Annotated in this window: 20 protein-coding genes and 2 pseudogenes; 7 read left to right on the forward strand and 15 right to left on the reverse strand. The window is 58.9% G+C overall.

Features of this window, described 5'->3' with window-relative positions:
* Window positions 1-636: 636 nt before the first annotated feature.
* The gene (locus ACP59X_RS00835) at window positions 637-1,239 is read right to left on the reverse strand and encodes an MltR family transcriptional regulator (protein WP_428563667.1); all 603 of its coding nucleotides are present in this window, start codon (window positions 1,237-1,239) and stop codon (window positions 637-639) included.
* Between the two features lie 500 nt (window positions 1,240-1,739).
* Here ACP59X_RS00835 and ACP59X_RS00840 point away from each other — a divergent pair, with 500 nt between their 5' ends.
* Complete coding sequence (locus ACP59X_RS00840; RefSeq protein WP_428558936.1) at window positions 1,740-2,948, forward strand: IS256 family transposase; 1,209 nt, start codon at window positions 1,740-1,742, stop codon at window positions 2,946-2,948.
* A gap of 571 nt (window positions 2,949-3,519) precedes the next feature.
* Here ACP59X_RS00840 and ACP59X_RS00845 read toward each other — a convergent pair.
* The 5 genes and pseudogenes from ACP59X_RS00845 to ACP59X_RS00865 all read right to left on the reverse strand — a co-directional run.
* Entirely contained in the window at window positions 3,520-4,452 is a 933-nt protein-coding gene (locus tag ACP59X_RS00845; protein ID WP_428563670.1) for an HD-GYP domain-containing protein, read from the reverse strand.
* A 143-nt stretch (window positions 4,453-4,595) separates the two neighbouring features.
* Entirely contained in the window at window positions 4,596-7,661 is a 3,066-nt protein-coding gene (locus tag ACP59X_RS00850; protein ID WP_428563673.1) for an efflux RND transporter permease subunit, read from the reverse strand.
* Window positions 7,658-8,656: an efflux RND transporter periplasmic adaptor subunit gene (locus ACP59X_RS00855; protein ID WP_428563676.1), complete on the reverse strand. Its 999-nt coding sequence runs from the start codon at window positions 8,654-8,656 to the stop codon at window positions 7,658-7,660. Before ACP59X_RS00855 ends, ACP59X_RS00850 begins: the two co-directional genes overlap by 4 nt.
* Window positions 8,657-8,839: 183 nt before the next feature.
* A complete protein-coding gene (locus tag ACP59X_RS00860; protein ID WP_428563679.1) occupies window positions 8,840-9,469 on the reverse strand; it encodes a TetR/AcrR family transcriptional regulator in 630 nt (209 codons plus the stop codon).
* Window positions 9,470-9,708: 239 nt separating this feature from the next.
* A pseudogene (locus ACP59X_RS00865) lies at window positions 9,709-9,894 on the reverse strand (ISL3 family transposase); the annotation flags it as partial.
* A gap of 68 nt (window positions 9,895-9,962) precedes the next feature.
* Between ACP59X_RS00865 and ACP59X_RS00870 the strand changes: the two are divergent.
* Window positions 9,963-10,481, forward strand: a pseudogene (locus tag ACP59X_RS00870) (Hpt domain-containing protein); the annotation flags it as partial.
* Here the strand turns inward: ACP59X_RS00870 and ACP59X_RS00875 are convergent.
* The 3 genes from ACP59X_RS00875 to ACP59X_RS00885 all read right to left on the reverse strand — a co-directional run bounded on the left by ACP59X_RS00875 (window position 10,400) and on the right by ACP59X_RS00885 (window position 14,999).
* The gene (locus ACP59X_RS00875; RefSeq protein WP_428563682.1) at window positions 10,400-11,272 is read right to left on the reverse strand and encodes an SWIM zinc finger family protein; all 873 of its coding nucleotides are present in this window, start codon (window positions 11,270-11,272) and stop codon (window positions 10,400-10,402) included. The pseudogene ACP59X_RS00870 and the gene ACP59X_RS00875 overlap by 82 nt on opposite strands.
* Before the next feature lies 1 nt (window position 11,273).
* Window positions 11,274-14,375 (reverse strand): DEAD/DEAH box helicase, encoded by a 3,102-nt coding sequence (locus ACP59X_RS00880; RefSeq protein WP_428563686.1) that lies wholly within the window; start codon window positions 14,373-14,375, stop codon window positions 11,274-11,276.
* A gap of 366 nt (window positions 14,376-14,741) precedes the next feature.
* Window positions 14,742-14,999 carry a transposase gene (locus ACP59X_RS00885; protein WP_428570021.1) on the reverse strand — a complete coding sequence of 86 codons (258 nt, stop codon included), beginning with the start codon at window positions 14,997-14,999 and terminating at the stop codon, window positions 14,742-14,744.
* Between the two features lie 232 nt (window positions 15,000-15,231).
* Between ACP59X_RS00885 and ACP59X_RS00890 the strand changes: the two genes are divergently transcribed.
* The 4 genes from ACP59X_RS00890 to ACP59X_RS00905 all read left to right on the forward strand — a co-directional run bounded on the left by ACP59X_RS00890 (window position 15,232) and on the right by ACP59X_RS00905 (window position 19,180).
* Window positions 15,232-16,839, forward strand: a complete 1,608-nt coding sequence (locus ACP59X_RS00890) for a thiamine pyrophosphate-binding protein (RefSeq protein WP_428563689.1) — start codon at window positions 15,232-15,234, stop codon at window positions 16,837-16,839.
* Between the two features lie 81 nt (window positions 16,840-16,920).
* Window positions 16,921-17,271: a nitrile hydratase gene (locus ACP59X_RS00895; RefSeq protein ID WP_428563692.1), complete on the forward strand. Its 351-nt coding sequence runs from the start codon at window positions 16,921-16,923 to the stop codon at window positions 17,269-17,271.
* Window positions 17,268-17,636 (forward strand): hypothetical protein, encoded by a 369-nt coding sequence (locus tag ACP59X_RS00900; protein ID WP_428563694.1) that lies wholly within the window; start codon window positions 17,268-17,270, stop codon window positions 17,634-17,636. Before ACP59X_RS00895 ends, ACP59X_RS00900 begins: the two co-directional genes overlap by 4 nt.
* Entirely contained in the window at window positions 17,633-19,180 is a 1,548-nt protein-coding gene (locus ACP59X_RS00905) for an FAD-dependent monooxygenase (RefSeq protein ID WP_428563697.1), read from the forward strand. The genes ACP59X_RS00900 and ACP59X_RS00905 overlap by 4 nt, the downstream gene beginning before the upstream one ends.
* Window positions 19,181-19,198: 18 nt before the next feature.
* Here the strand turns inward: ACP59X_RS00905 and ACP59X_RS00910 are convergent, their stop codons facing one another.
* From ACP59X_RS00910 to ACP59X_RS00925, 4 genes are all read right to left on the reverse strand, one after another.
* Window positions 19,199-19,756: a tautomerase family protein gene (locus ACP59X_RS00910; RefSeq protein WP_428563700.1), complete on the reverse strand. Its 558-nt coding sequence runs from the start codon at window positions 19,754-19,756 to the stop codon at window positions 19,199-19,201.
* A gap of 86 nt (window positions 19,757-19,842) precedes the next feature.
* Window positions 19,843-20,592, reverse strand: coding sequence for a pirin family protein (locus tag ACP59X_RS00915; protein WP_428563703.1), 750 nt, complete (start codon window positions 20,590-20,592; stop codon window positions 19,843-19,845).
* Between the two features lie 12 nt (window positions 20,593-20,604).
* Window positions 20,605-20,853, reverse strand: coding sequence for a rubredoxin (locus ACP59X_RS00920; RefSeq protein WP_342464197.1), 249 nt, complete (start codon window positions 20,851-20,853; stop codon window positions 20,605-20,607).
* Window positions 20,854-20,898: 45 nt separating this feature from the next.
* The gene (locus tag ACP59X_RS00925; protein WP_428563707.1) at window positions 20,899-21,105 is read right to left on the reverse strand and encodes a hypothetical protein; all 207 of its coding nucleotides are present in this window, start codon (window positions 21,103-21,105) and stop codon (window positions 20,899-20,901) included.
* 47 nt (window positions 21,106-21,152) lie between these two features.
* On the opposite strand from ACP59X_RS00925, the gene ACP59X_RS00930 reads away from it, so the two are divergent.
* Complete coding sequence (locus ACP59X_RS00930; RefSeq protein WP_428563710.1) at window positions 21,153-21,686, forward strand: transposase; 534 nt, start codon at window positions 21,153-21,155, stop codon at window positions 21,684-21,686.
* A gap of 282 nt (window positions 21,687-21,968) precedes the next feature.
* Here the strand turns inward: ACP59X_RS00930 and ACP59X_RS00935 are convergent, their stop codons facing one another.
* Window positions 21,969-22,688, reverse strand: coding sequence for an efflux RND transporter permease subunit (locus tag ACP59X_RS00935; protein ID WP_428563713.1), 720 nt, complete (start codon window positions 22,686-22,688; stop codon window positions 21,969-21,971).
* Window positions 22,689-22,783: 95 nt separating this feature from the next.
* A complete protein-coding gene (locus ACP59X_RS00940; RefSeq protein ID WP_428563716.1) occupies window positions 22,784-23,578 on the reverse strand; it encodes an SDR family NAD(P)-dependent oxidoreductase in 795 nt (264 codons plus the stop codon).
* Window positions 23,579-23,608 lie beyond the last annotated feature (30 nt).

Raw genomic sequence — 23,608 nt, forward strand, 5'->3', positions numbered from 1 at the left:
GGCGGTATGTTGGCTGAAGCGCCACAGATCTACTGGTGACTGTTGGCTGGAGCCAACAAAGGCGTTGTGCCTCTCTGGAGTTAATTTGCAAAAAATATAATATTTTCAATATATTATCTTTTCAGTTGGCATGGCATTCAAGAGGTCGTGGGTTCGATTCCCTCCAGCTCCACCACGAAGCATGCCAAGGGGTTACCGAGAAATCGGTGACCCCTTTTTCTTTGGCCCCGTGCCAACTCACCGCCAACGCTCCCGTTGGCTCTGACAGCCCAGGCCCCGGCCGGCTGGCTCATCTCCTTCCCCACCCCGGGGGCGACCCCCTCTATTTTTTCCTTCGACTCCACGTGAAATGAAATGATTCAAGCGCTCTCCCACCTGAGCGACAGCCCCGCAGCGAGGTCCGTTTCTACGCGAAGGAATGGCCTTCCAAAAAATTGTATTGGAACTTCGGGCTGAATCATCGAAAAAAAGTTCGGGCCATTGGCCGAGAGCAAGAGCAGTCCACTTATTCGACCAAGAAACTATTTCGGGGTAGCTTAAATTTCTTCAAGAGGACGAATATTTTCTATGAATTTATCGCTAAAAGCTAGATTTGATGCCTTCTTGCATAAGGTTAGTTCTAAAGTCCTTGTTAGGTCATATTGAAGGTTTTTTCTCAATGATTTTTGATCTTTGTTTGTCTGTAGGGTCGTATGATTCAAATTCAATATTGTATGCAAGTCGTTGAACACCAAGTGCAAAAATAGATTTATGGTATTTTACATATCCATTTAATCTGGCATGATATTCTTCGCGCTTTTTGCCACTCAACCCTGTCTTTCCTGGTTCTTCGGTGCTGGTTGTTTTGCTACTTTGTGTTTTGAGGCTGTACCTCTTTCCTTTGAAAGAGTTTACAGCAGGTTTCACACAGCTAAGAGATAGTATTCTCGACTCTATTTCGCAAGAGCTAATATCTATTTCGTTGTAACAGTGCGCGACGATATTTCTGATTTTTCTAATAATGCATATGTCAGAGTATGACTCTTTCGAAATTAATCCAAATGCATGGCAAATAGCACTCTTTGATGAAAAACTTGAAAGAGGCCCGGATAGATCAAATAAATTTTTTACGAACTCTTTCGAGGGATTAATTTTGTTTATTTGTGATTTTAATATATTATCAAGGATGTTTTCAATGTACGCGGCTGCTACGATAAAAATTCCACGGTCTGATTCATTGATTAAATTAGGTTCGCCCATCTGTATCCTCCGTTTTGACTAGAGTGTAAGATGCTTTACAGTCAAGATCGAGAGAAATCAATTAGTAGGTTAGTTTGGCAATATAATTAGCCTATTGAATATTGTCGGGGAAATCGGTGGCCCCTTTTTCTTTTGGACAATCACCCGCGCAACCCGGCCCCGTTGGCGGACCCGGGCGGGGCTGCATGGTGTTTCGCACCATCAATCCAGCCTGATCATCTCGAAGATGACCACTTTGGTTTGTTAAGAGCCCACCCCACCCTTCGACTTTTTGCTTTAGAAACGATTTTTTCAGGACTTTTCCGCAGCGGTGTACGAGGCGGGAGGATGATGGGCGTTTGGCAGATTTTTCGGTAGCGTCCACGGAGGTGGTGTAAATTCTGAAGTCGTCCAGGCCGGGGGAGAGCCTCCGGCCCGGACGGAATGGGCGAGGTGGCCATCGGGTCAATTGGCTGTAAGGTGAAGTTACGACGCCGCACCTGCAACCAAAGGAGACCACGATGGCCGAGGACAGCATGGCATTAATCGAGCTGATGCAAAAGGCCGACGGCGGCGATTTTCTCCGCTCCCTGGCGGAAGCCGTCCTGCAGCTTCTCATGGAAGCCGATGTGGACGGCCTCATCGGGGCCAGCCGCCACGAGCGAAGCCCCGAGCGAGTCAGCTACCGCAACGGCTACCGTGACCGCAGCCTTGATACCCGCATCGGCTCCTTGCAACTGCGCATCCCCAAGCTGCGCCAGGGCAGCTACTTTCCGCCCTTCCTGGAGCCACGCAAGACCAGCGAACGCGCCTTGGTGGCCGTCATCCAGGAAGCCTGGATCGGCGGCATCTCCACGCGGCGCGTGGATGATCTGGTCCAGGCCATGGGCCTTTCCGGCATCTCCAAGTCCCAGGTGTCCAAGCTGTGCAAGGACATTGATGAACGGGTCCATGCCTTTCTTTCTCGGCCGCTGACCGGCGAATGGCCCTATTTGTGGCTGGACGCAACCTACCTCAAGCAGCGCGAAGGCGGCCGGGTGGTCAGCGTCGCCGCCATAATCGCCGTGGCGGCGAACACCGAAGGCCGCAGAGAAATCGTGGGACTGCACATCGGCCCCAGCGAGGCCGAGCCGTTCTGGTCTTTTTTCCTCAAAAGCCTTCTTCGTCGGGGACTTGGCGGCGTGAGGCTTGTCGTCTCCGACGCCCATGAAGGCCTCAAGGCCGCCATGGCCAAGACGTTCGGGGCCACGTGGCAACGCTGCCGGGTCCACTGGATGCGAAACGCCTTGGCCCGGGTTCCCAAGTCCCAGCACGCCATGGTCTCGGCCGCCCTGCGCCAGGCCTTTTTACAGCCGGATGCGGCCAACGCCAGCCAGACCTGGCGGCATGTCGCCGATCAGCTTCGTGGAAAATGGCCACGGCTCGCCAGCTTCATGGACGAAACCGAGCACGACGTGCTGGCCTACATGACCTTCCCGGCGCAGCATCGGGTCAAGCTGCACAGCACCAATCCGCTGGAAAGGCTCAATAAAGAAGTGAAGCGGCGGGCGGACGTAGTCGGCATCTTCCCCAACGAACAGTCCATCATCCGGCTCATCGGGGCCATCTTACTGGAGCAAAACGACGAGTGGCAGCTGCAAAGCCGCTACATGCAGGTCGAGGCCATGGCCGAACTCAACACCCAACCAAACGAGGCGCAGCCAGCCCAAATTCCACCAAGAGCAGCCTGACCGAGGGCCACCTCAAGCACACCAGAATTTACACCACGTTGACGGACGTGACCTCAAGCGAGTGACTTGTGTTTTAGATACATAAATCGAGAAGATTAAATTTCATATATTGCAATAATACAATATTACAAATAGCGCCCCTGTCCGGCGGTGCTGTCCTCTTGCCATCACTGTCGGGGCTGCATGTAGGGGAGGAGGTGGGCTACGCACAGAGGGGGAGGAAGCAGTGTGGCAAGCTACTATATAATCCGCCAGCATGGCCAGTATTGGCGCAATGCTTGACGGGGGCGCTGCATGGGCTGAATCATATGATGACGCAAGGCGTGTGAAAATTATTTTTAGAATGATCGTCGTGTCGCGTCTGCAGGGCGAGTTGCGCGCAACATGCCGCATAACCAGTGCGTTTCTGACATATAAAAAATTATTAGGCATTGATCGATCTCCGAGGTGATATATCGTAATGGCTGATTGTCTATATATTGATATGATTGTTCATCGGACGCGACGAATGAGTATTTCCGTAAACGCCAACCTTGCCTGCGAAATGCGAAGAGCTTCACGCTCTCCTCGTTCAAGGCCGCGCTTCGATGGTGCGATCTTCCTTGCCGATGACAAGTTTCCCCAATGACTTGATAAACGCTCGGTAAAAGCCCGGGTCGAGATGGGTGCCCACGAGATTGTCGCGCATATAATCTACCGCCTCCCGGATACTCCAGGCGGGTTTGTAGCTTCTGTGCGTGATCAGGGCGTCAAAGATGTCCACATAGGCGAAAGCCCTTGCCCAAATCGGGATGTCATCCCCCCTTGCGCAGAAGGGGTAACCCCCTCTGGCAGGATCCCGGGCCTGAAGCGCGTCATCCCACCGGTCCTGTAGCCAATCCCAGCGACAATGGTGATAGGCGATGAGGTCCGTTGCCGTCTTGGGAAGCTTTAACGTGTCTGCGATGCCAAGTCCTGCCGTCACATGCCCCTTGATGACGCCCCATTCCATCTCCGTCAGGCGGTCTGTCTTGTGAAGAATTTGGGGAGAAACATACATCTTGCCCACATCATGCATGATGCTGCACGCCACAGCCATGCGTATGTCTTTATCGGAAGCGTCGAATATCCCCTCGTTTCGCATGGCCACACAAAGGCATCCCAAATGCCGGCTCGTTCTCACGAGATGCGCCCCGGTTTCCTGGGGGTCCACTTCCACGGCGATCGCCCCGATGAATTTCGCCAGTTTTTCAACGTCCTGAAATTCATACTCGCAGACTCCCAACTGTAGGGCCATTAATGGCCTTATCTGGGAAATGACAGCCTGGAAAAGCGTTTCACCTTTCTGTTTGATTTTTGATCCAAGTACGCGGACCGTTGCGGGGAGATGTCCAGGCGTATGCATCACTCCAATACATAGTGATTCAACACCTTTCTCTGAGTATGATTTGGAGAAATCGCGTATTCCGAGTTTGTCGTTCAACAACAGGAAGATGTTGGCGTGCGCGACTTCTTCGCCGAACATCGAAAAAAAACTGCGGATTGCCGTATTTCAGACGGCCAGCTTCGTCGAACAGGACATAAGGCGTCTCCAGGGAGTCCAGCCCTGAAAGGATCAGTTCGCCAATGTCGCGCCGCAGGCGGGCAGAGTTATAGAGAACCATGCTGTTACTCCGCAGGAGAAGGGCGCTTGATTTTGAAGATCATGGCGTACAGTGCCGGCGTGAACAGCAACGTAAGTACCGTGGCCACAAAAAGGCCGCCCATGATGGCCACGGCCATCGGTCCCCAGAACACGTTGCGCGACAGGGGAATCATGGCCAGGATCGCGGCCAGGGCCGTCAGCACCACGGGACGCGTCCGTTTGATGGTCGCGTCGATCACGGCATCCCAAGCCGCCATGCCCTCCTCCCTGTCCTTCCCGATCTGGTCCACCAGGATGACGGTGTTGCGCATGATCATGCCGGCAAGCGCGAGAACCCCGAGCATGGCCACGAAACCGAATGGGCGGTTGAAGAGCAGGAGCGAGCCCACCGCGCCGATCATCCCCAGGGGAGCCGTTGCCAACACCAAAAACAAGCTTGAAAAGCTTTGCACCTGGAACATCAGCAAAAGGAGCATGATGCCGCCCGCCACGGGCAACAGGGCGACAATGGAACTGTTGGCCTTGCCGCTTTCCTCGTAAGCCCCGCCGATCTCGATCCGGCAATTCGGCGGCAGCGCCTTTTCGATGGATGTCAGCTTAGGCAGAATCTGCATGGTGACATCGGGCGCCTGCACCCCTTTGACGACTTCGGCCCGCACGGTGATGGTCAGGTCCCGGCTTTGCCGCCAGAGGACGGGCTCTTCGTAGACATATTCCAGCCTTGCCACCTGGGAGAGGGGAACGATTTTCCCGTTGCGGGCGCTGATGGTCAGATCGGCCAGGGCTTCCGGGCGCAGCCGTTCCTCGGGAACCGCCCGGGCCACGACATTGACCAGCTCGATGCCGTCGCGGACCTGGGTGATGGTGATGCCGGAAAGAAGCCCCTGGAGCGCCTCGGCGATGTCCTGGGGTGTGAGGCCAAGGACCCTGGCCCGGGACTGGTCCACAACCAACCGGATCGCCCTGGCCTGTTCGTTCCAATCCAGGTTCACGTCGAAGGTGTTGGGGTTGGCCCGTACGATGTCGCGGACCTGATAGGCGATTTCCCGCACCTGCTTCGGGTCGGGACCGATGACGCGAAATTGGACGGGATAGCCGACCGGCGGGCCCAAGGTGAGGGTCGTCACGCGTACCCTGCCCTCGGGCAGTCCGCCCTGTTCGGCAAAAGCCTCGATGCGGGCCTTGACCCGGTCGCGGGCCTCGGCGTCGGCCGTATTGAGGACGATGACGCCGTAGCTCGTGTTGGGGAGTTCCGGGGCCAGCGGCAAAAACCAGCGCGGCACGCCCGAACCGATATAACTGGTGTAGGTCTTGACTTCCTTATCCGCCTTGCAAAAGGCTTCCATTGCTTCCACGGCCTTGGCCGTGGTCTTGAAGGCCGACCCGGCCGGCAGCCGCACTTCGACCATGAGCTCCGGACGGGCGGAGGACGGAAAGAACTGGCGCGACACGTGCGAGAAGCCGAAAATCGAAAGGGAAAAGAGGGCCACGGTGATGCAGACGACCGTCAGGCGGTGTTCCACGCACCAAGTGACGCAGCCGCGCAGCCGGCGATAGATCGGCGTCCGGTAGATGGCATTCGGGTCTTCGTGGCCGACGCCGTGAAAATCCGGCAGTAGTTTGAGGCCCAGGTAGGGCGTGAAGATCACGGCCACCAGCCAGGACGTCACCAGGGAGATGGCCACCACCCAGAAGATGCCGCCCGCGTATTCGCCTGACGCGGATTTCGCGAAGCCAACCGGCAGGAAGCCCGCGGCCGTGACCAGGGTGCCGGTAAGCATGGGGAAGGCCGTGGCGGTCCAGGCAAAGGTGGCGGCCTTGACCCGGTCGAACCCCTGCTCCATTTTGACCACCATCATTTCCACGGAAATGATGGCGTCGTCGACCAAAAGCCCAAGGGCGATGATCAGCGCGCCCAGGGAAATGCGTTCGAGACTGATGCCAAGCGCGCTCATGATGGTCATGACCATGGCCAGCACCAGCGGCACGGCCAGGGCCACGACGATGCCCGTGCGCCAGCCCAGCGACAGGAAGCTCACGGCCAGCACGATGACCAGCGCTTCGACGAACGACCGGACGAACTCGAACACGGATTCGTCCACCACTTGCGGCTGGTCGGCCACCCGGCTGATCTCGAAGCCCAGCGGCAGGTTCTCCTTGATGCGGTCCATGGCGGCGTCCAGGTCGCGCCCCAGTTCCAGGATGTTGCCTCCCTTGGCCATGACCACGCCCAGGGCGATGCCGGGCTTGCCCTCGTGCCGGGCCACGAAGGTCGGAGGGTCCTGCGGACCACGGTGAAACGTGGCGATGTCCCCCAGGCGGAACAGCTTGCCGCCGCTCTCCACAGGCACTTCGGCCAGGGCCTCGACGCCCTTGAGGGCACCGCTCACGCGGACAAAGACGGCGTCGGTGGCCGTCTCCAGGTCTCCGGCCGGCGTCACTTCGTTTTGCTTGGCGATGGAGTTCATGATGTCCTGGGGCGCGATGCCAAGTGTGGCCAGCTTGGCGTTGTTGAACTCCACGAAGATGCATTCCGTCTGGTCGCCGTAAAAGCGCACCTTGGTCACGGAGGGCACCTTGAGCAGCGCCTGCCGGATGATTTCGGCCTCATCCTTGAGCTGGCGCATGGTGAAATCCGGGCCGGTCAGGACATAGAGGACCGAGTCCACGTCACCGAACTCGTCGTTGAAAAAAGGGCCGAGAACGCCGGAGGGCAGGTTGGCCTTGATGTCGCCCACGCGTTTTCGGGCCTGGTACCAGCATTCCCGCACCTCGGACGGGGGCGTGGAATCCAAGAGATAGAGTTGCATGACCACACTGCCCGGCCGGGAATAGGTTTTCACCTTGTCGAAGTGGGGGACTTCCTGGAGTTTCTTCTCAATGGGATCGGCCACCAGGCGCTGCATCTCGTCGGCCGTTGCACCGGGCCAGGCCGCGCTTATGATCATCGATTTCACAGTGAAATCGGGATCTTCAGCTCGCCCGAGATGGGTGTAGGACCAGACGCCCGACACCGAGACGAGGATAATGAGAAATAAGGTGAGCGGGCGGTGGGTGACGGCCCACTCGGACAGATTGAGGCCTTTCACCGGAGGTCCTCCCTCGTCGTGTCGGCCTTGGCTGCATCAGCCAGGCGAACGGTCAGGCCCTTGTCAAGTTTTTGGACGCCGGAAGTGACGATGCGGTCGCCGCTGGCGAACTGGCCCCGCACAAAGGCGTCGCCTTCCGTGTAATGGTCCACCGTGACCGGCGTAAACGTCAGTTGCCCGGTCTGCGCATTCACGAGCCAGATGCCCGGGCCTTCCCCCTGGTTGAGCAGCGCGCTGGCCGGGATGCGGGCGGCCGGAGTGCCGGCGGCCTCGGAGAGGTGGAGGGTGGCCGTCATGCCCAGACGCACGGCGCTATCGGCGTCGGGTAGCGAATACCGCACGGCATAGGTTCTGGTGGCCGGGTCGGCCGACGGGGCCGTCTCTCGCAACACGGCCCGGTAACGGACGTCGCGGTTTGACCAGAGGGAGATGTCCGCTTTCGTGTCCTTGATGTCCCGGAGGCGTCGTTCGGGAATGTCGACCAGGACTTCCAAGGCCCCTTTCTGGGCCACGGTGACGACGTTTTGGCTCTGGGACACGACTTGTCCGGGCTCGGCGCTCGTCTTGGTGACCACGCCGTCGGCGCTGCAAAGCAGTTTGGCATAGCCGAGCTGACTTTGGGCCAGCTTGAGGGAGCTGGTGGCTCTCTCCACGCGTGACCTGGCTTCGTCGGCCGACAGGTGCTTGAGGTCGTATTCGGACTGGCTGACCACCTGCTTGGACAGCAAGGTGGCATAGCGCTTTTCATCGCTTATCGCCTGCGCCCTGTTGGAGAGCGCGGCTCTCAGTTCCGCCTGGGCGCTTTCCACGGAGAGGCGGAGGTCTTTTTCGTCAAGCGTCGCCAAGACCTGGCCTTCCTTGACATGATCCCCCACATCCACCAGGCGTTTCTCGATGCGCCCGCCGACGCGGAAGGATTCCTGCACTTCGTGGCGCGCCACGATGACGCCGGAGTACGTGCGTTGTTCCGATCCCCTATCCAAGCTGAGCTGCATGGTGTTGACCACGGGGCGGAACGGAGGACTGGACTTCGTCTCGTGACAACCGACGAGACAGAGACAAAGCGCCATTGTAACAACGAGCGCGACAAGGGAGCTTGATTTCCCCTTAAGCAACCAATTCTCGAAATGAAGTATCATGGCAGGTCCTCCCGGCCTTATTCGTCATGAAGAAAAGTATTACTCGCAATTCGACCTCAGCCCGCAAAGGATGAGATCAAGTAATTGCGTGAGTTCCTCTTCCATGTCGTTGCCGTTGTTTTCGGCATCCTTCACCAAATGTTCAACGAGAGAGGGGTATGCAAAAAAAGCTATTGCCTGATGAACTGCTGTTGCCGCCTTGGCGCTGTTCACAGTTCTGAACTCGCCTGAGTCAATTCCTTGCTCGATGATAATTCTCAACAAATCCCTGACGCGCTCACTATGGCTTCGTATGACAGACCAATGCTCATCAACAGCGATGGAAATCATATCGTGTAGACGTTTTTCCTTGATTATATTGTTCTTTATGACTCTGAAGTATTTGAATATGAAACGCGTCAGTCTTTGAGTCGATGTGCCGTCTTCGATGAGTGACTCAAAACATTGGGATTCGATGTTGCGAACGAGCCGATCGCAAATCGATTCATTGATACTGGCTTTGGTTGGGAAATATCGATAAACATTGGCCGGGCTCATTCCGAGGACTTTGGCAATGTCAGATACGGTGGTCTTTGCGTATCCGACGTCCCGAAAGAGATTCTCCGCCGCGTCGATGATACGGGATCTTGTTGCAGCAACATCTTGCGTTGGGGTTTGTTTGCGTCCCATATTTCCGCCTTTGATGGGGAGGGGCGAAAGGCCTCCCCGTTTTGTGAAATTAATTTTGTGATGAATTTTAATTTTCATCATTTTTTTGTCAACTAAGAAAACCGGCCCCCTCGCCCGCCGCGTCATCTAATATACTGATTTAAATTGCTAAAAAAATATCAGACGCGTGCGAAAAAAGTCTGCCGACAAGCCGGGCAGCTTGTTGCAAATGGGCTCGTGGCCAGGGCGGTCTGTGAGGTTACCCGAGGCTCGGCATGATCCCGACAAGCCAGTTCGCAACCACAGGTCGGACAGCGCCAGCGGACACCGGCAGCATGATCAACATGGACGTCCACGCGGCCTCCCGCCGTGTCCAACTCGACGTCGGCAACAAACCACGGGTCGCTCAGCCCCAGAATCCGAGAATACAGGTCCGTGTCCTTCATGGCCTCCCTCCTGGGAAGACCATAGCCGGTCATCTACCCACGGAAAAGTCGGAAGGACCTACAAGGAGAAGCTCGGGCAATTTTTCGCCGATGGACGCAGCGAGGAGGCGGTTCGTTCCCTGCATACCCTCAAAGGGGTTGCCGCGAATCTCGGCGCGGCCGAGGTTGCCTCGCTCGCCGCGAAGCTGGAGGCCGACTGCGGCAGGGACTGTCCCCGGAGGATGGTCTGGAAACCCTGGCAAGCGCCTTGGAAACGGTTATCGGATCGATCCGCGCCCAGCCTCGATCCCCTGGCCGGGCTTCTTCCGATACCGCGAGCGGAGGACCTGGGTCCCTCGTTTTGCAACTCGCATTCCTGCGCCAATCCGTCCGGGGCAACGCGTACCTGCAGGTGGACGCCCTGGACAACATCGAGGCATTGCTGCCTGTCGATCCGGCAATCCGGAGGATCTTTGAAGCGTTCAAAAGTCATGTTTTGTCGTTCGACTACAAAGCCAGCTCTCCCTTACTCCTCAAGTATTGCCGCCAGCCCCCTTTTTGATGCCGCCTCATACAACGCCTCAAGTGCCGGCAAAAATTCCTCCTGACCCCGCCAAAATGGAAATGCACCCAGCCGGCAGACTAACGACGCTTTAACCGCCGGCACAGATACTTCCCCCAGCGCCAAGTCCTCTTGCGCTCTTTGGCCCCAGAACGCGCCGCAATCGACGGGCAGCGGTTCACGTGCACTACTCGCGCTGCCTGACTTTTGCGCATGCGCCTCGGCCTGAGGCGCATCATCTTCCACCTGTACGTCCTGTAGCATCTCAATCAGACCCGCCCGCGTCATCCCCCTGAGCTTGAAAAGCAAAAACGGATCTCGGTCGAACTCTTCGGCCACAAGAAAATAGACGGCGGCGATATGTTTGCAGGGATTCGACCAGTCCGGGCAGGAGCACTCCGTCATCAAGTCTTCGTAACGGGAGGGAAAAAGCGACACCTTGGCCTTTTTGAAAACGTCCTCCAGGGCCTGCGGCATTTGCCCCGCGAGCAGGGCAGCAACATGGCCTGCCTCGTGAGAAAGAACGGTGGCGACCGTGGACCATTCCGCTGGAGACAGCGTTTTGACACGTATGGTAACGCTATAGGGCTTGGAACGAGAGCCCTGCACTTTGGCGGAAATGGCACCAACGCCGATTTCTACGGCGAGGACCTGTCCACTCCGAGCATAACTGCGCCCCCGGGTCAGTCTGGCCCCAAGGTTGAATCCGGAGAGCACCTCGATCCAACGCTTGGCCCACCAGCTCTCGCCGAAAGCACCGCGTTTGCTTTGCGCCTTGATGCCGCCCTTTGCCTCTTTTGGCTTGGATGGGGGAAAATATCCGTAATATGGAGACATACTATGCTCCAAGCGCTTCCTTGCGCAGTGCAAAGAGGTCTTTGATCTCGGCGTTGGACAGCTCCGTAAGCCATGCTTCGCCAGTGCCCACCACGGCATTGGCCAAATTCTGCTTCTGTTCGATCATGGCGTCTATTTTGTCTTCCAAGGTTCCGACGCACAGGAATTTGTGCACCAGGACATTTTTGCGCTGACCGATGCGAAAGGCCCGGTCCGTGGCCTGATTTTCCACTGCCGGATTCCACCAGCGGTCATAGTGGAAGACGTGGTTGGCATTGGTCAAGTTGAGCCCGGTTCCGCCAGCTTTAAGCGAAAGGATGAATACCGGGGGAGCCCCGGTGGACGACTGGAAACGCGCGACCATCTTGTCGCGAAGGTTTTTCGTCACGCCGCCGTGCAGGAAGAGGAGTTCCTGACCAAACGTTTCCTGGAGGTGGGTTTTGAGGAGGTCCCCCATCTCTTTGAATTGGGTAAAAACCAGTGCCCTGTCGCCGGCTTCGACCACCTCGTCGAGCATTTCCGTCAGGCGGGACAGCTTGCCGGACCGATCGGGGATGGCCGAATTGTCGCCGAGGAATTGGGCCGGGTGGTTGCACACCTGCTTGAGCTTGGACAGGGTGGCCAGTATGATCCCTTTCCGCTTTATGCCTTCGGCCTCAGCCAGAGTCTTTTCCAAATCCTTGAGTACGGCGGCGTACAGGGAGGCCTGTTCCTTCGTCAGATGGCAGCGTTCCCTGCGTTCCACCTTGTCGGGCAGGTCGGCGATGACGGTCTTGTCTGTCTTGACGCGACGCAAAATAAAGGGGCCGGTTAGGCGCTTGAGCTTTTCCGATGCCTCGGGATCGCGACCGGTCTGTATGGGAACGAAAAATCGTCGGCGAAATTCCGCCTGAGTTCCCAGAAATCCCGGGTTGAGAAACTCCATGATCGACCACAGATCACCGACATTGTTCTCCACAGGCGTGCCGGTCAGAGCGATTCGAAAATCCGCCGGGATACCGCGGGCCGCCTTGGCTTGCTTTGTCTCAGGATTCTTGATGTTTTGCGCCTCGTCCAGAATCACTCCGCCCCAGGCGATTTTTTGAAAAACGGAGACATCACGCTGCAAAAGCCCGTAGCTCGAAATGACCAAGGCATGCTCGGATGCTGTTTCTTCAAAAGCTGCATCCTTTTTCCGGCCCAGGCCATGATGCACCATGACCGGCAACCCGGGAGCGAATCGGGCGGCTTCCTGGACCCAGTTGTTGACCACGGAAGTCGGGCAGATCAGCAGGCTGGGTTTCTTCTCTCCGCCGTCCCGCAGCGAAAGGAGCAGCGCCAGAGTCTGCATGGTTTTGCCGAGTCCCATGTCGTCTGCAAGGCAGGCTCCGAGACCCCAGTGCCGTAAAAAAGACAGCCAGGAAAATCCGCGAATTTGATAGGGGCGCAGCCTGGCGGCGAGTGCCCCTGGAGAGGAAAGCTCCTGGAAATTCGCCTGCCCCTCAAGCTGTTCCAGGAGGTCTTTGATCCAACCGGTCGCCTCGATGCCGCCAAAAGCAAATCCATGATGCGTTTCCTGGCCTCCAAGCGCCATGTGGATGATCTCGCGCACCGAAGCCGTTTCGTTCGCCTTTTTCTTCCAATAGGCCACGGCGGAGGCGATCGCTTCGGCATTGACCTCGACCCATTGTCCCCGAACCTGGACCAATGGAGCCTTGAGTTTGGCCAGGGCCGTGAGTTCCTTAAGACTCATGCGGGCATCCCCGAGCGAGACTTCCCACTGAAAATCCGCGATGGCGTCCAGGGACAAGCCGCCTGACGTTGCAAATTGGGGACTCTCCACATGCGCCCGTACGGCAGGGCGCAGTTTCGTCCCTGTGCGGGTCCACCAGGCCGGGAGCATGACGCCGAAACCGGCTTGTTCGAGCGCGGGGGCTGTCAACGTCAGGAACTCGTGGGCAGCCTTGGTGTCGCAGGGAAACCCGGTTGGGGCCGGCCCTTTCAGACTGGCGGCAATAGGCGCAGAGAGGACGGACGCTTGCCCCAGGGACAGCAGCACGTATTCCTTGGGATTGGGGCCAAGGGGCTTAAGTGCTTCACGCTTTGCTGCTTTTGTCTTCCAGAGTTCAGCCAAGGGGACCAGTAAACTGCGGTCGCTATGCGGCTGCAACAAATACGACACCCTCCATGTCTCTTTCCCTGGCGGTGCCTCCTCGCCCGGTTCTTCCAGTCTGAAGCAGAGGCGGACCGGAGACGCTGCCGTCACAGTGACGGGGCGCTTCCAGCGCATGATATCCTTGTGGAGCGCGGAGACGTCCTTTTTTGCCCATTCGATCAGCCCTTCTGGAGCACGTAATGCGCCCATCCAGGCATCATGGACGCTTTCCGGTGCAAGCGATTGCCGTGAACGTCGGCCGGATTTCCTTTCCGACGTGATGGCTGATCGAACCAGGGCATCAACCGCCTCGACGAGGAATGACCGCAGGACTTGCTGCGCCGGTATCGATGGCGATTGTTTTTGGTTGGGATCAGCCAGGGCGCGAGCCGAAGGCGGCATCCGCCCCGCGAACGTCGCCAAGCGCCCTTGATCCCCGGCGTCGAGCGCAGGCTCCCACACGGCATGCAGTTCGCCGCCGACAGGACGAATGCCGGGAAGAAATTGCTGTTTGGCCACCAGCGCCCCCGCGAATCGGAGCATCTCCGCCCAGTAGGCGAGATCGGCCCCCAAGACGACGCCGCTGGCGAGTGTCCTTTTCTGCCAACAAACTGAAAGAATGGCCAAAAGCGCATCACCTTCCAGAAGCAACGCAGGAACCAACCACGGGGTCAAGGTCGTAGGCGATGTGGGTGCTTCCGTATCTCCAAGAAGATGGCTTGAGGGAAGGGGGGCTTTCGCATGGGAGGGCAGCCAAGCGGCGGCATCAATGGGCAATGCTGCAGCCTTGGCCAAGGGAAGTCGTTTTTTCAGCAGCGCATCAAGTGATTCTGCGCGGACGGCACTGGGCGACGGACGTGGAGGAGATTTTTTCCCCTTCAAAGGGCTGGGGCTGGCGGCGGCATCAAAGGGCGCTTCCCCCCAGAGGAGCAACCCGACATCGGATTGGGCGGCATGAAGGATAATCATAAGCCTTGACCCTGCTCGGCATTTGGCGGCAGGGGTAGCAGGATGCATTGACTCTCGCAAGCCGCCCGAGGAAGCGGCACCTTGGAAGGTTTTACAAGCTTCGATCACAGGCCCTTGTAAACGATGGATCGACAGGATATCCGGGAGTTGGGCGTATGGTAGCTATGCCCTCCATCTTCAGGTCGCGTGGCCTCTGTCATCGAGGCATATTCAGGGAGAGATTCCGTCTTGCATCTGTGGAATGTTCAAACGGTTCCCTGGAAACAATTCCAGTAACCGTCTTTTGGCTGTCTATCGGGATGGACTTTTGGACATTTCCAACGCGTTGCTTGCCTCCTGAAATCTATCAGACTTCTTAGGGTCTGTTCAGCAAATCGTTTTCCCCATCCAGATCCCGCGACGACACCAGTCCATGTATCGAACATAGATCGTGTGCCAGTTTCCATAGTCCGACGGCAAATCTCGCCAGGGTGTCCCACCGCCGAGTATGTACAAGACCGCATCCACAAAGAGACGGGTGTCGGAGGGATGTCCATTTTTTCCTCTACCACTTAGACAAATCGGCCCGATACGCTGCCATTCCTTGTCCGTAAGATCGAAGATCCCATCATCTTGCCTCTTTATTTTTCTCCAATAGGGACTCGATGACGGTTTTCAAGAGGCTAACGACTCATTGCCTGAACAGACCCTAGGCAAGTCGGGACCCGACATCGAGCGAGGCATTCTCGTGCGTCGCTTCAATGCGCAACAGCCGCGTTGCTCCCGGTTTTGCGACATGTGGACATGCCGTCCGGAATATGGAAATGATCACCATGGAGACCACCTTTCACATCGTCATTTTTGCTGGGAGGGAACGATGACAGGTCGAACAGGCGGCGAACTCATTCAGGATTTTCTCGCGACCTATGAAATTCCCTTCGTATTCGGCAATCCGGGGACGACGGAAACGACCTTTCTCGCAGCCGTGGCGGCATCGACGGCCACCTACGTACTGTCGTTGCACGAATCCAGCGCTGTGGGCATTGCCGCCGGCTACGCGCTGATCACGGGCAAGCCGTCCATCGTCAGCCTGCATACCTATCCGGGCCTGGCCAACGGCATGTTCAACATGCGAAACGCCTTGATGTCCGGTGTGCCGCTGCTCGTGATCAACGGACAGCAGGATTCGCGCTTTCTCATTCACAATCCTGTCCTTGGCGCGCCGAATGCGCGGCTGGCCGAAACCGCCACCAAATACGCTTACGAGGTGAGCCGTACGGACGATCTCGCCGTGGCGCTGCAGCGATGCTACTTGCAGGCACGGCTGCAGCCGGCGGGACCGGTGTTTCTGTCTCTGCCCATGAACTTCCTGCTGGAGCGGACCGAACACACGACATTTAAAAAGACCCGGGTCATCGAGGATGCGGTGACGCGCTCCATCAATGAGGTTTGCCGTGCCTTGCAGACCGTTCCGGCGGGCAAACTTGCCATCGTGGCCGATTATGCGGTCGGGGCCGCGCACGGCGTTGACGCTGTGGGCCGTATCGCGACCGCCCTCGCCGCGGACATCTACGCCGCGCCATTCCATGTGCAGGGCACGGTCGATCCCCTCCATCCGAACTTCCGTGGCCAGCTTCCGCCGACCACAAGGGAAATTCACGAGACGCTCAGTCGCTACCACACGATGCTGTTGCTCGGCGAGAAGGTCGATAGCTTCACGTATAATGGCCTCTCCGCGCTCCCGGGGAAATTGCAGGTGATTCAGATCGCGCCCGCGGCCAGTCAGCTTGGGTTCGATTATCCCTGCGACATGGCGGTGCTCGGCGAAATCAAAGCGACATTGGAAGCCCTGGCGACGGCGATCGGAGCTCCGGCCGCATCGGCCGAAGAGCGGACCGTCGATGTGAGGGCCCTGGAAGCGAGCTCACCACCGTCCGGCAAGCGACCGAGCGACGCGCTCATTCTCGGTGTGTTGCGCCAGCTCGACCGGGCGACGCATATCGTCACCGAGGGATCTTCCGAAGACGCGATCGTGCAGGACATGGCCGTTCGCCTTGGCTTTCGCAACGTCCATTTCTCGCCCCGCGGCGGAGGATTGGGCTGGGCCATGCCGCTTGGCGTCGGGATCGGGCTGGCGACGGGCAAGCCCGCTGTCTGCTTCGTGGGCGACGGGGGCAGTCTGTTTTCGATTCATACTCTTTGGACCGCGGCCAAGTATTCCATTCCATCCATATTCGTCTGTTTCGTGAATCACGAATACCGCTTGCTGAAGGATCTGTGGTGCACCGCGATGGGGACGGCGATGGAGAGCACCCATTTCGTCGGGATGGATTTCGATGATCCAAGCGTTGACTTGCGGCGCATTGCCGAAGGCTTCGGCGCGCGCACGGAAAAAATTGAAACTCTTGAGACTGTCGGAGAGGTTCTTGCGCGAGCGGTCGCGCATCCGGGGCCGAGTTTTCTGATTATCGACCGCGAGCCGTGAACGTCGTCGAGGTTCCTGCGGCAGCACAGACACAAAAGAGGACAAGGACTGGCTTTGCATGCTGACGGAAAGGACAGTACAGTGCGCAACGAAACGAAAGGTTCAGGGAATGCCTCGTTGGAGCGGCGTCTGGTCGAACTCGCCTGGACGGATCCAGCCTTTGCCGCGCTCCTCCGGAAGGATCCGCGGCAAGCGCTGGCCAGTATCGGCGTGGAGGTCTCGCCAGGCGTCACCATCGACGTCCGGCAGCAGCGGCGCGACACGCTTTATTTCGTGATTCCACCGCTCGCGGCGCCCCCCGAGGATGCAGAGAAGGTGATCAACCAGATGGATCTGTGGCAAAGCGGCGACCTGTTCTGCTGGATCATGCCACAGGCACTGAAACTGGAGCTGCTGCGCATGCGCCAGAGCTTCCGGAAAAACAATCCATGAGCGACCAGCACGATTTGTTCACCGACCACTATTGCCTGCTCCGCCGCGATCCCGCCGCGCGTCGTCGGCTGATCGATGATCCGGTTGCCGGCCTGAAGGAGTATTTTGGCTCGGTCCCCGACGGTGACTACCGGATCGAGGTGGTGCCGCAGGAGCCGGATACGATCACCATCGTACTGCCGGCACCGCCGGCCGCGCGCAAACCGAATGCGGCGGACATCGATGCGGCGAGCCGCCGGGTTTACGACATGCTGTTCACCGACGGCATCGGTGGCTACCTGATCCCCGACGAGGCGCTCACCTGGGTGCTGCGCGACATGCGTTCGACATGGGCTGCGGTTGCCGTGCGCAAGGAGAAGACATGACCACCCAAGAACAGGTGCTGATCGTGGGAGCCGGGCCAGTGGGACTCACCCTGGCCATGGAACTGGCGCGCCACGGGGTGCGGCCCCGGATCATCGATCAGGCCGCCGCCCGCTCGGACAAATCCAAGGCCTTGGTGGTCTGGTCCAGAACCTTGGAGTTGCTCCAGGCCGCCGGCTTGGCCGACCGCTTCCTGGCTGCGGGGCTGCGGGTGGGCGAGGCCCGGATCTTCGCCGGCAGCCGCAAGCTTGTGGCCATGCCCCTGGGCCTGATCGACAGCGCTTTTAATTTCGGCCTGTTGTTGCCCCAAAGCGAAACCGAGCGGTTGCTGGAAGAGCATTTGACCCAACGCGGCGTCACGGTGGAGCGCTCGGTGGCCCTGGCCGGCCTGCGCCAGGAAGCGGACGCGGTCATAGCCTCCCTCGTCCAGGCCGACGGCCGCGAGGAGCAGCTCGCCGCCTCCTGGCTCGTGGGCTGCGACGGCGCGCACAGCACCACGCGCCATGCCCTGGGCCTCGCCTTTGCCGGGGAGACCGAGGACAGCGACTGGATTCTGGGCGACGTCCGCATCGACCAGGGTCAAGCCGGGGAACCGGTCCTGACCCGGACCGCCCTCAACATTTTCTGGCATGCCGAAGGGGTGCTCATCTTTTTCCCCCTCGGCGAAGACCGTTACCGGGTGGCGGCCGACGTCGGTCCGGCCCGGGGCGAGGGCAGACGCCCCGATCCCAGCCTCGTGGACATCCAGGAGGTCATGGACCGGCGCGGCCCGGGTCGATGGCGCGCCACCGATCCCGCCTGGCTTTCCTCCTTCCGGATAAACGAACGCCAAGTCGACCATTACCGCATCGGCCGGGTGTTCCTGGCCGGCGATGCCGCCCACATCCACAGCCCGGCCGGCGGCCAGGGCATGAATACCGGCATGCAGGACGCTTTCAATCTCGCCTGGAAGCTGGCCCTGGTCTGCCGCGGCCAGGCTGCCGACGGCCTGCTTCTGGCCAGTTACGAGAGGGAACGCCGCCCCGTGGCGGCAACGGTCATCCGGGCCGCGACCCTGGGCACGCGACTTGCCATCATACGCCAGCCTCTGGGCCGGATCCTGCGCGACACCCTCGTTTCCCTCGTCTCGGGCCTGCCGCCGGTGCAACGCGGCTTCGCCAACAGATTGGCCGAGACCGCCATCGCCTACCACGACAGCCTCCTGACGGGGACCACCGCCAACGAAAACCGGGCGGGCGGGCTGGCCCGTCCCGGCTTGCGAGCCCCGGACGTCCGCCTGGAGGCGGCTCCCGGGGAGCCGGACACCCTCTACGGCCGCCTGGCAGCGGGGCATTTCCTGGCGGTCGGCAAGGCGGCCCCGGCCACCCAGGCCCGGGAGCGCTTCGAAGCGCGGTTCGGGGCGGTTTGCCACACGTGTTCGGCCCTCGGTGAAACCGGAGCCCTCACCCTGGTCAGGCCGGACGGGTATGTGGCCGTGGTCGCCGCCCCGGGCGATTGGAAGACCCTCGACGACCACCTGCTCCGGATTCTCGGCCGCGTCTCCTGACCGGGGCGCTTCGCCGCATCATTTCGAATCTTTCAGAAGTCCGCCAACGTCCGCAGGATATCCCGCCGCCGCGAACTGCCTTGCCTTGGCGTCGAAATAGGCCCGGACCCATTGGAAGCGTTCCCCGTCTTTGGGCAGCCCGACCGTGTCGGCGATGCTGGCCAGACTGATTGTCCGGCCATGGGAGGCCCAGTTCCCCTCCGTCACCTCGTCGATGATGACCTGCACGCTCCCGCCTTGCTTGGGATCCTCGGGGTTGCCGGCGACGGCCACGATGGCGGCCGTGACGGCGACATGAACCTCGGTCTTGTGCGCCTGATTCATGTAGCCCTCGGGGATGGACACGCGAACCAGGAACTTGCCCGGGGGCGCGACGTAGGTGGCGTCGTTGCGGCCACCGACCCACCAGTCCGATGGCGCGACCTCGGTGAACAGAACCGAGGCAAAGCCGAGACCGCCAGCCGTCCTGGCATTGCCCTCCATCTGCAGCAAGACGCCGGTTAATTTTTGGGCGAGCGCCGCCTTGCGCTCGCCGGGCAGCGATCCTTGGGGATAATAGACGTGCATGATGGGCATATGCGTTCTCCCTGGCGGCCTCGCCGGTCGAGGTCGTCTCCTTGCCGATTGAGGGGTCCTGGGTATGGGCTCGCCATTTCGCCACGTTATGGGGCCGTTTCAACGAGCATCAGGTCGGTTTCCTGTGGTCCTGTCTGGAGCTTGATCCGCTTCGCACCCCAGATTCCGTTGCTGTCGCGTCGGGCGAGGCTGACGTCGTTGCAATGGACTTCACCATCCAACACAAAAACGTAGACGCCGTGCTCGGCCGATTGTGGCGTGTAGTCGAGTGCCATGGCGGTGTCGCTCGACAGGCGAGATACCCTGACATCCTGCGAGACGCGAAGCGCCCCGTCCGCATTACCCACCAGCGTCACGAGCTGATTGCGATTGGCTAAGGCGTCGAAATGATTCCTGTGGTACGATGGGGGAAGCAGAAGTTGATCGGGCAGGAACCAGATATAGATGGCATGCATGTCGTCGCTTCTCAGGTTCACCTCGCAATGCTTGCCCCCGGAGCCGGCAGAGAAGACGTAGTAATCGCCAGGTGTCAGCCGATCGATGTTGCCTACCGTGTTGATGTGCGCAAGTTCACCCTCCAGGACGAAAGCGCAGATGATGAAATTGTGGTGCCGGTGCATGTTGTAGCCGCAGCCTGGTCCGCTAAAGACCTCGTCGCCGAACACCCGCATGCGGCCGAATCCGGCGTGGCCAGTCTGATACGAGCCGAAGTTGAAGCTCGAGTGGCGCAGCAGAACCGCCTCGGGATGCCCCGAGATGTAGCTCGCCAGCGGCCCTGTGGATCGTAACTTGTTGTAGCCGCGCGCCCCGGCGCGCAGGACGAAGGACGTATTCATGGCGGCTCTCCTCTAGATGGCATGCGGGGGTTGAGGCGGCGCGGCGGGGCTCAGCTGCGGCAGATGGGGCTCACCCACGGCATAGGGGATCTCGATCATTTCAAAGAGGTGCTTGGCCGTGAAGCAGTCCGGACAGGCCCAGTTCTCAGGGATATCCGCCCAGCGTGTGCCCGGTGCGATGCCGTGCTCGGGCAATCCCAGGGCTTCGTCATACAAGAACCCGCACCCCAGGCATATGAAGCGTTTCAGGTTTTCGCTCATGGTGCTCTCCATTGCTTGAAGGTTGTCCAAGATAGTCAAACACTTTTAACCACTTGGCATGATATGCGAATTGTCTCCTGAAGACTCAATAAAGAGGAGTGCCTGTAATGCTTCATCGTTCGTAGCCTCCTCTTTTAATGTCAGAATTATCAGATTTGAGTTTAACAATAGCATATTTTTGCCATTCGACAACGAGTTTTCATCAACTTTTTTTCCTGAGTAGAATCCGCGACCTGCGTCGAGTAGGGCCAACTCCTCCCTCCCTGTGCACCTGCCCTTTGTAAGTATACCCCGACTGTATGCCCCGACCGAAGCAGACAAGCCGCCCTTATGCCTGTCTAAACGAACCGTACAGGCGTTCTCGGGGGCAAACCAAGGCACTCCAGCGCTGGTACAACTTAAGCGATGCGGCGGTGGAAGAGGCCTTGTGCGACCGCTTTTCCTTTGTTCGGTTCGTGGGCCTTTCCCTGGACCATGACGAGGTGCCGGACGCCACCACGATCTGCCGTTTCCGCCAGAGCCTGGTGGAGCGCAATATCTTCAAACGACTGCTGGACAAACTCAACCATCAGCTTGAGCGCCGGGGACTTCTGGTGCGCGAAGGGGCCATTGTCGACGCCAGCATCGTTTCTTCCGCACGTCGTCCGCTCAAGGTTCTCGATGTGCTGCCCAAGGATCGCGAGGAAGATTCCGGTGACGCGCCGGATGTGACCATCAGCTATTCTGACGATGCCGACGCGGCTTACCTCGGTTTGGCCAAGGTCGAACTGGAGTTTCTGCTCAATGCCATGGCCTTCAATCTGAAAAAAGCGGTCCTGCGGGTCGCCTGCTGAGCGGACGTGCCCCCCTTGGCCGGCAAAAGCCGTCAACGGGGCAAAAACTTCCGGGACCTGGAAAAAAAGAGCCACGACTACCAGTTAGAGAACCTGACAAACCGGGCAAGCAGCGACTCGAGAGAATTACGAAGCGGTCTCTTGATAGCGTATAACTGTCGGATGATCGTTCTGATTGGACATGGCTTCTCTCCTAAGCGGAATGGAAAGGAGGAAGCGTGGCGCCGTCCGCTGCGGCAATCCACTCTCCGACGACCAGGACGAACGAGAAAGGCTAAGACGCTAATCCTTTCCTGGGCAACGTATTCGAAAAATCATCGCATAGAGGGCTGGGGTAAAAAGCAATGTCAGTACTGTCGCCACAAGCAGTCCGCCCATGATGGCCACGGCCATGGGCCCCCAGAAGACGTTGCGCGTCAGGGGGATCATGGCCAGGATGGCCGCCAACGCCGTCAGCACCACGGGGCGCGTCCGCCGAATGGTGGCGTCAATGACGGCTTCCCAGGCCGGATGGCCCTCCTGCCTGTCCAGCGAGATCTGGTCCACGAGGATGACGCTGTTGCGCATGATCATGCCGGCAAGCGCCAGGACGCCAAGCAAGGCGACAAAGCCGAAGGGTTGGCGGAAGACCAATAGTGCCCCAACCGCGCCGATCAAGCCCAAGGGGGCCGTGGCCAGGACAAGGAAGAGGCTCGGGAAGCTTTGCAACTGGAACATCAACAACAACAGCATGATGCCGGTCATCAGCGGGAGGAGGACGACAATGGAGCGATTGGCCTTGCTGCTTTCCTCCTGGGCGCCGCCGATTTCGATCCGATATCCGCCCCCATATCCAGGCTGATCCGCATGGCCTTCACCACGGGATGGATCGGTGGGCTCGATTTTGCTTCCTGACACCCGGAGAGAAGAAGGCATAAGGCTGTTGCGAGAAGCAATGCCTGACAAAAGAGCATCGGGTGTCCGGGGCGGAAGTTCTTGGCGTGGATAAGCATGGTTGATCATGTCCCTGCTGTTAGAGCTTCAAACGGATCGACTCGAGAGCATGACGGCCCTCGATCTTCTGGTCGAGAGGACGGAAAGTTTCAGGCCGGCCAGAATCATGCGTTCATGATGCGAGAAAACACAGCCTGATGCAGCCAGCGTGGCGTTGCCCATACAAAGCAAACGATTGCCTTGTTGGCCCAGCCCGGCACGACGCTTTTGCGTCCGGATTCGAGCGCGCGGATACCGGAGCGCACGACGGGCGCCGGCTGCATCATCAGGAGCTTCAAAGCGGGCGTGATCTTCTGTTTGGCCGCTGCGGCGAACCCGGTGTCCGACATGCCGGGGCAAAGCGTCGTCACGGTGATTCCATGCGGTTTGAGTTCGCGATGCAGGGCTTCGCCCAAGCGCAAGACATAGGCCTTCGCGGCCGAATAGACCGCGAAGTTCTCCATGCCCAGGTAGGCCGGCACGCTGGCGACGAGCAGGATCTTCCCTCGTCCCCGTCTGCGCATGTCTTGTGCAAAGACATGGGTGACGGCAGTCAGACTCGCAATATCGAGCTGCACCATTGCCTGGGCAGCATCCAGATTGGCATCCAGAAACGGGCCTTGCAGTCCATGGCCAACGTTATTTATAAGAATATCGATAAAAATATCTCGCTCAGTGAGGCGTTTATACAAGGCAATAACGGCTGCAACCGCTGAGAGATCGACTTGTTCCACAACGACGTTGACGTGGTGTTGCTGGCGCAGGGCGGAGGCGAGAGCTTCAAGCCTGTCCAGGCGGCGGGCCACGAGGACCAGGCAATGGCCTAGGGCGGCATAGTGACGGGCGAACTCCTCGCCGAACCCGCTTGATGCGCCGGTGATGAGCACCCACGAGTCGTTGGCGGCCTTGATTGCGTTCATCTGGATTCCCTTGGCCTGCGAAGCCGTTGC

Origin of the sequence: Solidesulfovibrio sp. DCME, from assembly GCF_049995385.1 — a bacterium.
GTDB lineage: Bacteria > Desulfobacterota > Desulfovibrionia > Desulfovibrionales > Desulfovibrionaceae > Solidesulfovibrio.

Bases quoted from the DNA above. Each gene is read 5' to 3' on its own strand.
- ACP59X_RS00890 (WP_428563689.1), top strand. From the start codon at position 15,232: ATGACAGGTCGAACAGGCGGCGAACTCATTCAGGATTTTCTCGCGACC.
- ACP59X_RS00880 (WP_428563686.1), bottom strand. From the start codon at position 14,375: ATGATTATCCTTCATGCCGCCCAATCCGATGTCGGGTTGCTCCTCTGG.
- ACP59X_RS00915 (WP_428563703.1), bottom strand. From the start codon at position 20,592: ATGAATACGTCCTTCGTCCTGCGCGCCGGGGCGCGCGGCTACAACAAG.
- ACP59X_RS00930 (WP_428563710.1), top strand. From the start codon at position 21,153: ATGCCCCGACCGAAGCAGACAAGCCGCCCTTATGCCTGTCTAAACGAA.
- ACP59X_RS00905 (WP_428563697.1), top strand. From the start codon at position 17,633: ATGACCACCCAAGAACAGGTGCTGATCGTGGGAGCCGGGCCAGTGGGA.
- ACP59X_RS00840 (WP_428558936.1), top strand. From the start codon at position 1,740: ATGGCCGAGGACAGCATGGCATTAATCGAGCTGATGCAAAAGGCCGAC.
- ACP59X_RS00920 (WP_342464197.1), bottom strand. From the start codon at position 20,853: ATGAGCGAAAACCTGAAACGCTTCATATGCCTGGGGTGCGGGTTCTTG.
- ACP59X_RS00935 (WP_428563713.1), bottom strand. From the start codon at position 22,688: ATGATCAACCATGCTTATCCACGCCAAGAACTTCCGCCCCGGACACCC.
- ACP59X_RS00835 (WP_428563667.1), bottom strand. From the start codon at position 1,239: ATGGGCGAACCTAATTTAATCAATGAATCAGACCGTGGAATTTTTATC.
- ACP59X_RS00875 (WP_428563682.1), bottom strand. From the start codon at position 11,272: ATGTCTCCATATTACGGATATTTTCCCCCATCCAAGCCAAAAGAGGCA.
- ACP59X_RS00855 (WP_428563676.1), bottom strand. From the start codon at position 8,656: ATGCAGCTCAGCTTGGATAGGGGATCGGAACAACGCACGTACTCCGGC.
- ACP59X_RS00940 (WP_428563716.1), bottom strand. From the start codon at position 23,578: ATGAACGCAATCAAGGCCGCCAACGACTCGTGGGTGCTCATCACCGGC.
- ACP59X_RS00910 (WP_428563700.1), bottom strand. From the start codon at position 19,756: ATGCCCATCATGCACGTCTATTATCCCCAAGGATCGCTGCCCGGCGAG.
- ACP59X_RS00900 (WP_428563694.1), top strand. From the start codon at position 17,268: ATGAGCGACCAGCACGATTTGTTCACCGACCACTATTGCCTGCTCCGC.
- ACP59X_RS00860 (WP_428563679.1), bottom strand. From the start codon at position 9,469: ATGGGACGCAAACAAACCCCAACGCAAGATGTTGCTGCAACAAGATCC.
- ACP59X_RS00845 (WP_428563670.1), bottom strand. From the start codon at position 4,452: ATGTTCGGCGAAGAAGTCGCGCACGCCAACATCTTCCTGTTGTTGAAC.